The sequence below is a fragment of the Limnohabitans sp. genome (assembly GCF_031539105.1).
In the GTDB taxonomy this organism is placed as follows: domain Bacteria; phylum Pseudomonadota; class Gammaproteobacteria; order Burkholderiales; family Burkholderiaceae_C; genus Limnohabitans.
Map to the genome: position 1 here is coordinate 1 of NZ_JAVKLM010000048.1, position 13418 is coordinate 13418.

Sequence of the window (13418 nt, forward strand, 5' to 3'; positions counted from 1 at the left end):
GCATTTTGGAAATCAACGCCGACGCGGTGGCCCTGTACCTGAACACCCAAATCGAAGCCGGCGCACAAGCCGTGATGATTTTTGACAGCTGGGGCGGCGTGCTGGCCGACGGCATGTTCCAACAGTTCAGCATGACCTACACCAAGCGCGTGCTGGCACAGCTCAAGCGCTCGCACGAGGGCGCTGTCATTCCCCGTTTGGTGTTCACCAAAGGTGGCGGTTTGTGGTTGCCAGAGATGGCCGAGCTCGACTGCGAGGTGCTGGGTGTGGACTGGACAGTCAACCTTGCCAAAGCCCGCGCACAAGTCGGCGGCGCTGTGGGCGGCCCCGGCAAAGCCCTGCAAGGCAACCTAGACCCCAACTCACTCTTTGCGCCAGCCGACGCCATCGCCGCTGAAGCCCAACGCGTGCTGGACGCCTTTGGCAAACCGCACACAGACAAAACAACCACCGGCCCGACCCAAATCTTCAACTTGGGCCACGGCATCAGCCAATTCACACCGCCTGAGAGCGTGGGCGTATTGGTCGAAGCGGTGCACAGCCACTCGCGTGCGATGCGCCAAGCTTGATCACCCGCGATGGATGAACCTGACCGCCACGACATGGCGCCCACCCGCAAGCTGTGCACCGACTGTGGCCTGTCGCGCACCGATGACCCCAAGCGCTGCGGTCAAGCCTGCCAATTTATCCAACCCGACTATCCCGGGCTGGAGCTCCAAGTGCATGGGCGTACGCGCCAACAAGCTACCCCCGAACATAAAGCGCAGCCTGATGAGTTGTTTTTTGGCCCTTACCAGCACATTTTGAGTGCCCGTTTGGATCCGCCAGCTCAAGGCGCGCAGTGGACTGGCATCACCACCCGACTAGCAGAAACTTTGCTGGAACAAGGCCTGGTCGATGCGGTGATCGCCATGGCCGCCGATCCACACGACCGCTGGCGTCCTCGCCCCGTGCTGGTCACGCGGGCGCAAGACATGCAGCAGTGCAGAGGCATGCGCATGGGCTATGCCCCCTTGCTCAGCCTGGTTGAGCCCGCTTTGGCACAAGGCCACAAACGCTTGGCTGTCATCGGTATTCCTTGCCAAATTTATGCCTTGCGTGCCATTCAGCCCCAACTCGAACGTGAACAAGGTTTGCAAAAGCTCTTCGTCATCGGCACCCCCTGTTCAGACAACACCACCACCGAGAACTTCCACCGCTTTCTGGGTTTAATCTCGGACCGGCCACAAGATATCTCTTACGTCGAGTTCAGAGCCGACTACAAGGTCGAGGTGCGCACCGACCAAGGCGAAAAACGCCTGATCCCATTTTTGAACTTGCCGTTGTCCACCCTGCCCCCCGACTTTTTTCCACTCACCTGCCGCACCTGCGTGGACTACACCAACGTCTTGTCAGACATCACCGTGGGCTACATGGGCGGACATGGCCAGCAATGGTTGCTGGTACGCAACACACGCGGCCAAGCCATGCTGGATGGGCTCCAAGATGCCGTGATCACCAGCGAGCCGATCAGCAAGGGGCGGCGAGAAGGGGCTGTTCGAGGTTTCATGGCCAACACCGAGCGCGCCGCTGGAGGCCTGCCATTGCGCCGCATGCCCGCTTGGATCAAGCCGCTGGTCAACTGGCTGATGCCCCGTGTGGGACCGCGTGGTTTGGAATTTGCCCGCGCCCGCGTGGAGATGAAAGCCATCGAGTCCATCTTGCATCTGCGCCGCGAAGCACCCGCGCGCCTAAAGCACATGTTGCCCAAACATGTGTGGCAACTGGCAGCACGCTATGGACTGACACCACACGCCAAAAACGTGGATGATAAAAAACTGTAAATTTAACTTGACACTTTGATGCAACTTTTAGATGATGACCTGAGATCAGTTTCCTGGAACGCCCTATGGCATTGACCTTTCCTTTTGCGGCCATCGTTGGTCAAGACGAAATGACCCTCGCCATTCAAGTGGTAGCCGTAGACCCCTCCATTGGCGGCATGTTGGTGCTGGGGGACCGCGGCACGGGCAAATCCACCGCCGTCCGGGCGTTGGCCGATTTGTTGCCGCCCATCCAAGTGGTCAAGGGCTGCCCTTACCGCTGTGACCCAGCCCAACCCGCCCAAGCCTGTTCGGTATGCCAAACCCAAAGCGGCAAAGCCAAACTGGGTGTTGAGCGCCAACCTGTGGCCGTGGTGGATTTGCCGCTGGGTGCCACCGAAGACCGCGTGGTCGGCGCGCTAGACCTTGAAAAAGCCTTGTCGCAAGGCGTCAAAGAATTTGCTCCCGGCTTGCTGGCCCAAGCGCACCGTGGTTTCTTGTACATCGACGAAGTCAACTTGCTCGACGACCACTTGGTGGACTTGCTCATCGACGTGGCCGCCTCAGGCGAAAACCTGGTTGAACGTGAAGGCCTGAGCATTCGCCACCCTGCGCGGTTTGTGTTGGTGGGCAGCGGTAACCCCGAAGAGGGCGATCTGCGCCCCCAGTTGCTAGACCGTTTTGGGCTTTCGGTACAGGTGCGCACCCCCCAAGACCTGGCGCTGCGCGTAGAAATTATCAAACGCCGAGACCGCTTTGAAAAAGACCCAGCAGCTTTCAAAGCCCTATGGCATAAAGACAATATCAAGCTGCAAAAACGCATCCTCAAAGCACGAGAAAAATTGGCGCAAGTGACCGTCAGTGACGGCATGCTGATGTTATGCGCGCGCCTTTGCCAGCAACTCGGCACCGATGGACTGCGTGCCGAACTCACGTTGCTGCGTGCGACTCGCGCTTTTGCGGCGCTGCAAGGTGAATTGACCGTGCAGGCCCAACACCTGCAAAGCATGGCACCTTTGGCCCTGCGCCACCGACTTCGACGCAACCCACTCGATGACACGGACGCTGGCTCACGCGTGCAACGCAGCCTGCAAGAAGTGCTGGCCGCCTGACTCTGCGGGCTGGCCATGGCGCAACCTCACACAACTGCCGACACGCCACTGAACGCGTGGCACGATGCACTGACGAGCTTGCAACTCTTGCAGCTCGATCCGCAGGGCTTGGGTGGGGTGTGTCTGCGCGCTTCGCACGGCCCAGTGCGCGAGCGCTGGCTGAGTGCGCTGGCCAGCCTAGGTCTGCCTCTGGTCAAAGTGCCGGGCTCTGTCGATGCTGAACGCCTGCTGGGTGGCATTGACTTCGCCTACACGCTGCAAACGGGCCAACTGCGTATGCAAGCGGGTTTGTTGCAGCAAGCCGATCAAGGTCTGATCTGCCTGCCCATGGCCGAACGACTACCCCCTGCCTTGTTGGCGCCGCTGGTGCAGGCCCTTGACTCAGGTCTGGTGCCCGCCACGCACCATCGCACCCAAGCCAGCGCCACGCGCTTTGGGGTCGTCGCCTTGGACGAATCCATGCCCGATGAACCCGGCTTGGCAGCAGCGCTGCAAGAACGTTTGGCGATTTGGCTGGACCTGCAGATGCTGTCGCCCTCGGACATCGCGCTGGACTTCAACGCAACATCGACCCATAGGCGTGACAGTCAACATCGCAGTCAGGCTGAAGATGATGATGACGCGCTGCACATCCAGCTCAGCCCTCAAGCCTTGATGCAAGCCCGTGAAAGACTGAGACAGATTGAGGCCACCGATACGCAGCTGCAAGCGCTGTGCGCCAGCGCGATGGGTTTGGGTATTGGGTCTTTGCGTGCGCCCAGCTTAGCCTTGCGCGTGGCCTGCGGCCATGCTGCCTTGAACGGGCGCAGCGTGCTAGAAGACGAAGACTTGGGCTTTGCCGCACGCTGTGTGCTGGCCCCGCGCGCTACGCAGTGGCCGGCCGAGCCATCTGCTGATGCCGCGACCAAGACCGCGCCAGAAGATGACACGCAAGCACCCGAGCCACCCAAACGCCAAGACCCAGAACACCCAAACGTTGCGCCCGACGACGCAGAAACGGACAACGCCAACGCGGACCAAGACCCTACCTCGCCGCCCGAACCCAGCGCGCAAGACCTGCAAGAGATGATGGTTGCAGCCGCGCTAGCGAGCTTGCCGCCACACATGCTGGACGCACTGGTCACCCAAGGCGGTGCGCGGCAAAGCAATACCTCAGGTCGCAGTGGCCAAGCCCGTGCGGGCTCGCAACGGGGTCGCCCCTTGCCCCCGCGCCCGGGTCGCCCCGGCGGCCAAGCGCGCCTGCATGTCTTAGCCACCTTGCGCGCCGCCGCGCCTAAGCAGCGCCTGCGGCAAGCCCATAACACTGGCCGCGTGGCCATTCGCGCTGAAGACTTCCACATCCAGCGCTACCAACAACGTTCATCGAGTTGCCTGATCTTGGCGCTCGACGCCTCGGGCTCAGCCGCGCTTCAACGACTGGCCGAGGCCAAGGGCGCGGTCGAGCTGCTGCTGCAGCAGTCTTATGCCAGGCGAGACAGTGTCTGCATCGTGGCGTTTCGGGGCGCACAAGCGCAACTGCTGCTGCCCATGACGCGATCGCTGGTGCGCGCCAAACGCGCCATGACAGGCCTGCCAGGCGGCGGTGGCACACCGCTGGCCTTGGCGCTCAAAATGGCACACGAACAAGCGGCACAGCTTCACCGTCAAGGCGTCACACCCATCCTGGTGGTGCTGAGCGATGGCCGTGCCAACGTGACCCTGCAAGGCGTGGGCGGGCGCGCCCAAGCGCAAACCGACGCGCAAAATTGGGGCCAACAGTGGCGCATCAGCGGCCATCGCGCTTTGTGGATCGACACATCCATGCAGCCAGACGCGCAAGCGCAGCAACTAGCCACCACCATGGGCGCGAGCTATTTGCCCATGCCGCAAGTGCAGTCCCAGCGCATGGCGCAGGCCATTGAGCGGGTGCGCAGCCCCAGCGCCTAAGCCCCCGCCATGTTTGAAAGCTTTTACCCCGGCATGTCTTGGGTCGACCACCGCAGCCACTGGCCGCACGCGCAGCACAGCCGTTTTGTGCAGGCCGGCGGCATCCAATGGCATGTACAGCAGCTGGGCCAAGGCCCCTGCATGCTGCTCTTGCATGGCACGGGCTCGGGCAGCTTCAGCTGGCGTGACCTGTTGCTCACACTGGCCCAACACTTCACCGTGATAGCGCCCGACCTGCCAGGCCACGCCTTCAGCAGCCGAGGGCCCGAGGGCGCACTGTCGCTGCCCGGCATGGCTGAGAGTCTTTGCGCGTTGCTGTCAGAACTTAAGCTGCAGCCACAGGTCTTGGTGGGCCATTCGGCAGGGGCGGCCATCGCTGCCCACATGGTGCAACACCACCCCACCCTCACACCTAACGCCACCTTGATCGGCCTGAACCCGGCTTGGCTACCCCTCACTGGGGGCGCTTCTTGGTTGTTTGGCCCAGCAGCCAAACTGGCTGAGCTCAATCCCTTGTCAGCTTGGGCCACGGCCAAAATGACCAAACAACCTGGGGTTGTACGCCGATGTCTAGAGCGAACAGGTTCAACACTAGATGCACAAGGGCTGGACTTGTACACCCGAGTGCTGAGCAACTCAGGCCATATCTACGGCGTTTTATCGATGATGGCCGCTTGGCGGCTTGACGCCTTGGCGTCACAGCTACGTGAAATTCGCAACCCCGTGTTCATGGCGGTGGGCAGCCATGACCAAACGATTCCGCCTACCTTGGCCCATGAGGCCTGCCTGCGCATGCCACAGGCTCAGTGTGTGATGCAAGAAGGACTAGGGCATTTGGCGCACGAGCAAGACCCTCAAGGCACGGCGCAGCAAATATTGCGCTGGTGCACCGCTGCAAGCACGCCGTTCTAGCAAGGTGAGTGGCCAATGCGCATCAGGCCTGTCGACCCAAGCGTTTCAATGCCTTTACCGCATCTCGGGCATCTGTGAAGATGGCATCGGCCCCCAAAGCTTGCGGGCTGACTTCTTGGAATAAGAAAATGGGTCCGCCCAGCACGACTCTGACGTTGGGGTTGCCAGAGCGTTCTCTCAGGTGTTGAATCAACGAAGGCAAAGCTGTGAGCTGCGCTTCAAGCGCCACAGAAATACCCAACACATCAAACCACTCGTTCGCCACCGCGCGTTCCAGCTCTGACTCGGTCGATGAAATTTCCAACACCACCTCCGCACCGGCTTTGCGAAAAAAGTCTGCGACGATGGTCAATCCCAGAAAATGCTGCGAGCCTGGCGCGCACGCCAACATGACCCGCTCAACCTCACCTTCCATGCTTTGGCCCGCTGGCGACTCGTAACCGAGGCGATAAATCATCTGGTGCATGATGGCCAAACCACAAGTCACTTGGGTGAAATCACACAGGTCTTGCTCCCACAGCAGGCCCATTTGCCGAGCTGCTGGTGTGACCAGCTCTAAGAACACACGATCCGCGGGTAACCCTCTGTTCATCAAAACATCGATGATGCGGTTGGCCTCTAACGAGTCGCCATTCAGGCAAAACTGCGTGAAGACTTCAAATTCTGGCTGCTCCGCGCCCGAGTCGTTCTGGGCATCTGGATGTGACTTGACCGAAAAAAACTGCTGCACATTGAGAAGCCGCGGAATGATCTGCTTTTCAATCACCGTCAAGATGGATTCTTTGCAATCCTCTTCCAGCGTGCGCTTTGACGTGAAACCGCTTGAGTGCCCACTCATGCCGTTGAACTGAGACATATGAGATCCTGGCAGCACTTGCGCATCACCTTGGAGGGGTGAAAACCGGGGCGTTAGTCCGCCAGCAAAATAGCAATCCGATCCGCAGCTGCAACCTAGTTTGTAAATTTGCAGAGCGTCTAGGACAAGCATCGCAAACCCTAAACGGGTTAATGCTCAGAACAGCCAAGCACTTTTCGGCGTATATGTCTTAGACAAAAGGCCCGTTGAGCCGAACCGTTTCAAGATTCAGCATGGCAGCGATCGACACCCAGACCAGATAGGGCAAGAGCAAGCCACTGCCCCAGCGCGACAAACGCCACATCCCCACGATCAAGGCCACGATGGACAGCCACAAAAAAACTACCTCGACCAAAGCCCAATCGGGTCGCTGAAGTTTGAAGTACAGCGCACTCCAAACGATGTTGCACACCGCATTGACGCCAAACAACACCGCCACTCGCAGGCGCAGTGCGCGTGTGTCAGCGGCACGCCAAGCCAGCCAACCGCTGATGGCACAGAGGGTGAAGATGGTTGTCCAAACAATGCCAAACGCAGCATCAGGAGGTTTCCAAGCAGGCTGACGCAGCGAGAAATACCAAGGCCCGATCTCGGTCAAGGCCCCACCGATACCCGCCGTGGCGTAACTCAACACCAGCGTGAGCGCCAGCCGCAAGTCGGGACGAGCCATCACGTTCGAGCCAAACCGAGCAAATGAGCCATATCTTTGAGGAAGATGCGCACATGGGCCATCGGATCTTTGCGGGCGAGCTCTTTGTTCATGTACGACTCAAAGGTCAGGCGCTGCACATCGCGGTCTTCACAGATCTTGACGAACTTCTCTCGGCGGCGATCGTTTTGGTACCAAAAATATTGCATCACGCCCAAAATCCAAAACACCCGGCCGTGCTGTTTCATGAAGCTCTTGCGGCCTTGTTTGAGGCAAGCGCTGTTGCCGGTTTTCAGCGCTTGGTGCGCGGCTTGGGCCACGCGCCGCGCGCAATCCATGGCGTAGTAAATGCCCTCGCCCGACGACGGAGCGACGACGCCTGCGGCGTCACCCACCACCACCACATCGCGACCGTTGTCCCATTGCGGCAATGGCTTGAGCGGTATCGGTGCGCCTTCGCGACGCAAGGTGGGTGCTTGGGTCAAGCCTGCAATCTCACGCAAGCGCGACGTGGCACTGCGCAATGAATAGCCCTTGTCTGCACTGCCCATACCGACGCTCATGGTTTTGCCGTGCGGAAAGACCCAACCGTAAAAATCTGGCGAGACTTCACCTTGGTAATACACATCACAGCGCGCCGCATCGTAGCCAGGCTGCCCGACAGGAGACTCGATGATCTCGTGATAAGCAAACACATATTTGGTTTTGTGCGCATTGGGGATGGCCTGACGAGCAACTTCTGAGCGCGCCCCATCGGCACCAATCACCATGCGCGTGCTGACTTTGACGGGCCGTGCGTGTTCAACCGCCGCGTGTTCTTTGGACGTGACAGGGGTGTAGTGCACCCACAGTTGACCGCTTTCATCATGTTCAACCTTGTCAAAAATAGCTTGGCAACGCTCGGCACCCGATTGGGCAGCGCGAGCACGCAAGAACTCATCAAACGTGTCGCGGTCCACCATGCCCACAAAACCGTTGTCAATGGGAATGTCCACCTTGTTGTCGGCTGGTGAAATCATCCGCGCGCATCGCACCTTGGCCACCAAAAGATGGTCTGGAATCTCAAAGTCTTTGATCAGGCGAGGCGGAATTGCACCCCCACACGGTTTGGTGCGGCCCTGACGGTCCAACAACAAGACGCGCCAGCCTTGGCGCACCAAGTCGTGTGCAGCGGTTGCGCCAGATGGGCCACCGCCCACCACCACAAAATCGTAACTAGATGGGTTCATGGATGAGATCCGCCTTTCAGCAAAAAAACTGAATCAAAGGGTAAGTTGTCGCGGCGCTCGGTGGCGCGGTTCAAGCGCATCGCCAAGACCGCTGACATAGCAAACATCAAGGCTTGCATGACAAACACCGCCGCATAGGCCAATCGTTGCTCGCCCAGCAAGGCGTGGGCTAAATCGCTGGCCGCTGTGCCCAACAAACCACCCAAACCAAAGGCCGCCGCTTGTGCAGCACCCCACACGCCCATGCGCGTACCTTCGCGGCCCGCCCCACCCTCACCGGCCAGACGCATCATGGTGGCGATGGCCGCAATCGAAAATGCGCCATTGGCCACACCCAAAAACACCACATTGGCCTGAAGCGGCCAAGTCGCAGCCAAAGCAGAGCTGCACAAGCCCACGGTGGCTAAAGCAGACACCAAGCAACCACCCACCATCCATGCCTGGACCGATCCCAAACGTCCAGCGGCCCAACGCGAGCCAGCGAAGGCCACTGCCAGCATGCCTATCAGCACGCCCATGTGGTGCCAGCCCGACAGCTGGGTGGTTTGTCCTGGCGAGAAGCCATGGACCGCGCCAGCAAACGGCTCCAAGATCAGGTCCTGCGCGCTGTAAGCGAGCATGGAGGTGAACACAAACACCGTGAAAGTTCGGGCTGCTGGCTCAGACAAAACATCCTGCAAGGCGACTTTGAAATTTTGTTGTTTCACAGGCGCTTGAACGTCATCGTTTGGCACAGCGTTCTCGGGCGAGGTACGCCCCTCTAGGCCCCACAAACAAAGGGCTGTGATCAATACAGTCAAGGTGCTCAGGCCCACAGAAACCTGCAACAACACAGTTGGGCTGTAGGGGTCAATCAGTTTGCCCACCACACCTGCTGTGACGGCAAAACCCAAAATCATCATCATCCAAACTGTGGTGGCGGCTGGGGCGCGTCGCGCCTCGGGCACTTGCTTGGCCATCAAAGCCAAGAGTGATGTGCCGCAGGCGCTCACCCCAAGGCCAATCAAACTGAATGACAACATGGCCAGCAAGGCACCATAACCCGGCTCGGTCGCCATCCACACCGTAGCAGCCGCGGCCATCACGCCACCGACGCCCAGCACCCCCATGCCACCCATCATCCAAGGTGTACAGCGACGACCTTTGTCGGCACCAAAGCCCATGCGTGGACGCACCATTTGCACCGCGTAATGCCACGCCACCAAAAACCCGGGTAACAAAGCAGGCAGCGCCAACTCCACCACCATGATTCGGTTGAGCGTGGACGTGGTCACCACCACCACAGCGCCTAAACAGGCCTGAATCAGACCTAACCGCACAATTTGAAACCAGCCAAAAAACGGTGTCGTCATCTGAGCTCCAAAAGTTGCTGCAAGGGTTGCTGCAAGAGTTGCAATTGACGCAACCCCCAAGCACTGACCATCATGCCGCTGACAAACAAAGGCACGCCAAAGGCGCTCACATGCAAAGCGCGCTCAATGGGTTGACGTAAAAACTTGACCATCAAGGGCCACTGCGCCGCAGCCAACGCCAGCACCACAGCAGCGTGCCACGGCAGTTGCCAAAACACCAACAGCAACGCCACCGCAGCTTGCGCCAACAGCATGAGTGCACAAGCAACCACCGCCGCGCCACGCGCACCCAACTGCACAGGCAGTGAAGCAACACCCATGCGACGGTCACCGTCGATGGCCTTGAAATCATTGAGCGTCATGATGCCGTGTGCGCCAAGGCTGTAAATCAGCGCCAAAGCCAACGAATGCGGCCCTGGCCACGCGCCACCTAGCATGACGGCTGTGCCCGTGAGCCAAGCCAAACCTTCGTAGCTCAACGCACAAGCGGCATTGCCCCACCAGCCATTGTTTTTAAATCGCACAGGCGGGGCGCTGTAGCCCCAAGACAACGCAATCGCCAGCCCGCAGGCAGCAAAACCCCAAGGGCCCATAAGCGTGGCCCACAGCAAAGACAGCACGGTCCAGCCCACCGCAATGCCCAGCCCCCAACGCCCAGGCATGCGCCCTGAGGGTATAGGGCGGTTCGGCTCGTTGATCGCATCGACATGACGGTCAAACCAGTCGTTGACGGCTTGGCTACTGGCGCACACCAATGGGCCGGTGAGCACCAACCCCAAAACTAACAAGACCCAATTTGCACCGATGTCCTGGCCCGAAGCCACCACGCCGCAGGCAAACGCCCACATCGGCGGGAACCATGTGATCGGTTTTAATAGCTCTGCCACTGTGGCCAGGGTGGGGCGCGTGCGATAGGGCGTCAGAGCAAGGGAGGGAGAGTCCATGAACGCATTGTGATGCGATCTTTTAAAATGTCAACAAGGGTTGACACTTACCGTCAATGAAACCTAACACTTAGCCCAAGGTTTCTACGTCAGCTTCAGCCACCATGTTGAAACGGCGGAGTTTGACGTACAGACTTTGTCGCGACAAGCCCAGCATTTCAGCCGCGGAAGCGCGGTTGTTGTGGGTCAATTCGAGGGCCGCTTCGATGCACATGCGCTCGATGGTGTCCACCGTTTCACCCACGATGTCCTTGATCGGACGACGCCCAACAAGCTGAGACAGCTCGGCAAAAGGGTGGACGTGGTTTTGAGCCACGCCAGCGCTGACTTGCATGCGTCGGTCCAAGTCCCGCACAAAGAACACATACATAGGCTCAGGTCGCGCCAGGTAAATAGCCGAGACCTCCACAGGCAAGGTCATGCCCGACAGCGTGCGCACCTCGGTGGCGAAATTACGCACGGGTTGTTGTTGACGCAGACTGGTGTTGAGTACCCCCCAATCCACCGCGCCGCGCAACAACCAGCGCTCCAAACTCTGACCGAGCACTTGCGAGGTGGCCGTCAAGCCCAGCAAAGCCATACCCTCTTCATTGACACTTTTGATCACGCCAGAGGTGTCAGTCAACAACCATCCGTCGGGAAAATGCGCCATGGCTTCACTCAGTACTGAAGAAGCATTGGGATCCCGATAGGGCTCACCCACCGCATCGCGGGAGACCAAGCGCACTAAAAATTGAGCGCCGCCCTCTTGCCGAAACACAGTGGCCGAGACGGTCCATTCGGGCAGAAGTCCCGAGATCCGAGCTGCACACATCTCAACGCGCCCTGTGGCCAAGGCCATACGTAACAAGGATTGCACCTCGCCTTGACTCGCAGCTTCAAAACATTCGCGCACGTCGCGGCCAACGAGGCGCTTACCCGCATCTTTGAGCAAGGATTGCGCACCCAAATTGGCCTCCAACACTTTCTGGTTGATGGCATCAACCATCAACACCGCGTCGGATGAGGTGTCAAACAACACGCGGTAGCGCGCCTCGATGTGACGCAGCCTTAAATAATCTCTCTCCATGGACTGTTGAGTTTCCACCAAGCGGCGCTGCAACTCGGCCAAACTCTCCAAATCTCGGCCCACAGCCAACAATTGCCCGTCACGCAAAGGCAACAGCACATACTGCAAAGCAATCTCATTGCCCACAGCATTGACGTGGTTGACATGTCGCCATCGCATCACATCTGGCAAGCCCTGAGACTGCAACATGTCTTCAATTTTGCTGCGACTCTCGCTGGTCACCGTGTCTATCCAACGGCGTCCGATCCAAGACTGACAGCCCAAGGTTGCCAATTTGTCACGCGCCGTGGAAACATCCAGAATCACGCCTTGTGCGTCCATCACCAAAGTGACATCCGACACCACTCCCAGCAATTTGGAAAAGGTCAAGGGGTCCAATTCAGGAAGCTTCATGTTGTAAACCAAGTGTGATAGTGCATAGAGGAGTTGACACTGAAATTCGTCATGGAAGTATAAGCCTTATTGCATTTGCCATAACGAAAAAGCATGCATACCCGAGCAAACATTCGTTCAAAAGGAAGATATTGCACAGCCACTCAAAACCAGCTGAGAGACACGTTGCTTCACCCATTGAACAGTGGCTGGCGCATCCTCGGCCACGACTTCGGCGGGGATGCTTGACAGCAGCAAGGGTTCGCGCATCGCCATAGGCCCACCCAGAAAAAGGCACATATTCGGATTGCTCGAACCGTCTTTGAGTTGGCGCAGCAAAGCACTCAAGGTTTGCAAATGGCGATCGGTGCTGATCGACACACCCACCGCATCAAACCAATCCGATTGGCAGACATGCTTGAACTCCGCAACGTCTTGTGGCACGCACAAAGTCACGGTCCAACCCGCCTGTTTGAAAAATTCGCTGAGCATGAACAAGCCCATGCTGTGCTGGGCACCGGGCTCAGTGAGTAACAGCAAGCTGCAGCCATTGCGCTCCTGAGGAGCCTCCTGCAAAAACTCGGCACTGAACTCATGCAAGAGTTGTTGCAAGTGGCTAGAAACAATGGTGGTCATGGCAAAATCAAGCTTATCCGCGCACCACCACTCCCCAATCAAACGGGCGCAAGGTGCGACACCTTGGACATAAATATCAGCCAACGATTGGCCTTGTTTTTGCCAACCAAAAACCACCTGACGTGCCGCATCAAGGCCTTGCAAACACGCGTGCGCCAAGATCTGCACTTGCGCTGCGTCGAGTGCAGATTTGCCAGAGAAAGTAGTCCCCCCCACCAAGCGCGGCCCCGCAGACACATGACGACGCAGAGGTTGCAGCAAAGGGGCTAGCCGCCTCAGGGCCTGAGGCAGGAAGTTGTGATCATCTAAATTAAATTGCGCCATAGCACGCACCCATCATCAGAGTAAGACTACAACGGCCGCCTGAATAAATCCAAGGCTTGCCGCAAGAGTTGCATGGCGCAGTGCCAATCAAGGCACTGAACAACACATATGTAGTGTGCTGAGATTCCTGTGAAGCGCCTTCAGTGTAAACCCTAGACATTAAAATAAATGTAAATACAAGTTGACACACTGTATTTCGAGGCTTACATTCGCTTCAAACACCACCCATTAGGTC

The 13418-nt window shown here is 58.5% G+C and carries 12 protein-coding genes; 5 read left to right on the top strand and 7 right to left on the bottom strand.

Annotated elements, in window-relative coordinates; translation table 11 throughout:
• The 5 genes from RMR24_RS12980 to bchO form a co-directional block, all read left to right on the top strand.
• Positions 1-569, top strand: a 569-nt coding sequence (locus tag RMR24_RS12980) for a uroporphyrinogen decarboxylase family protein (protein ID WP_310615503.1), incomplete at its 5' end; no start/stop codon positions are given.
• A 9-nt stretch (positions 570-578) separates the two neighbouring features.
• Positions 579-1823, top strand: coding sequence for a Coenzyme F420 hydrogenase/dehydrogenase, beta subunit C-terminal domain (locus RMR24_RS12985; protein WP_310615504.1), 1245 nt, complete (start codon positions 579-581; stop codon positions 1821-1823).
• Positions 1824-1888: 65 nt separating this feature from the next.
• Positions 1889-2914 carry a magnesium chelatase ATPase subunit I gene (bchI, locus tag RMR24_RS12990; protein ID WP_310615505.1) on the top strand — a complete coding sequence of 342 codons (1026 nt, stop codon included), beginning with the start codon at positions 1889-1891 and terminating at the stop codon, positions 2912-2914.
• A gap of 15 nt (positions 2915-2929) precedes the next feature.
• The gene (locus RMR24_RS12995; protein ID WP_310615506.1) at positions 2930-4840 is read left to right on the top strand and encodes a magnesium chelatase subunit D; all 1911 of its coding nucleotides are present in this window, start codon (positions 2930-2932) and stop codon (positions 4838-4840) included.
• Between the two features lie 9 nt (positions 4841-4849).
• Positions 4850-5752: an alpha/beta fold hydrolase BchO gene (bchO, locus tag RMR24_RS13000; RefSeq protein ID WP_310615507.1), complete on the top strand. Its 903-nt coding sequence runs from the start codon at positions 4850-4852 to the stop codon at positions 5750-5752.
• A gap of 22 nt (positions 5753-5774) precedes the next feature.
• Here bchO and RMR24_RS13005 read toward each other — a convergent pair whose 3' ends face one another.
• From RMR24_RS13005 to RMR24_RS13035, 7 genes are all read right to left on the bottom strand, one after another.
• Positions 5775-6608 carry a cobalamin B12-binding domain-containing protein gene (locus RMR24_RS13005; protein WP_310615508.1) on the bottom strand — a complete coding sequence of 278 codons (834 nt, stop codon included), beginning with the start codon at positions 6606-6608 and terminating at the stop codon, positions 5775-5777.
• Between the two features lie 190 nt (positions 6609-6798).
• Entirely contained in the window at positions 6799-7278 is a 480-nt protein-coding gene (locus RMR24_RS13010) for a TspO/MBR family protein (RefSeq protein ID WP_310615509.1), read from the bottom strand.
• Positions 7278-8486 carry a geranylgeranyl diphosphate reductase gene (locus tag RMR24_RS13015; RefSeq protein WP_310615510.1) on the bottom strand — a complete coding sequence of 403 codons (1209 nt, stop codon included), beginning with the start codon at positions 8484-8486 and terminating at the stop codon, positions 7278-7280. The genes RMR24_RS13010 and RMR24_RS13015 overlap by 1 nt, the downstream gene beginning before the upstream one ends.
• Positions 8483-9838 (bottom strand): BCD family MFS transporter, encoded by a 1356-nt coding sequence (locus tag RMR24_RS13020; protein WP_310615511.1) that lies wholly within the window; start codon positions 9836-9838, stop codon positions 8483-8485. The genes RMR24_RS13015 and RMR24_RS13020 overlap by 4 nt, the downstream gene beginning before the upstream one ends.
• Positions 9835-10782, bottom strand: a complete 948-nt coding sequence (gene chlG, locus RMR24_RS13025; protein WP_310615512.1) for a chlorophyll synthase ChlG — start codon at positions 10780-10782, stop codon at positions 9835-9837. Before chlG ends, RMR24_RS13020 begins: the two co-directional genes overlap by 4 nt.
• A 70-nt stretch (positions 10783-10852) precedes the next feature.
• On the bottom strand, positions 10853-12244 hold the full coding sequence (gene ppsR / locus RMR24_RS13030; protein WP_310615513.1) for a transcriptional regulator PpsR: 1392 nt from the start codon (positions 12242-12244) through the stop codon (positions 10853-10855).
• A gap of 117 nt (positions 12245-12361) precedes the next feature.
• Positions 12362-13120: a cobalamin B12-binding domain-containing protein gene (locus RMR24_RS13035; RefSeq protein ID WP_310615514.1), complete on the bottom strand. Its 759-nt coding sequence runs from the start codon at positions 13118-13120 to the stop codon at positions 12362-12364.
• Positions 13121-13418: the final 298 nt, after the last annotated feature.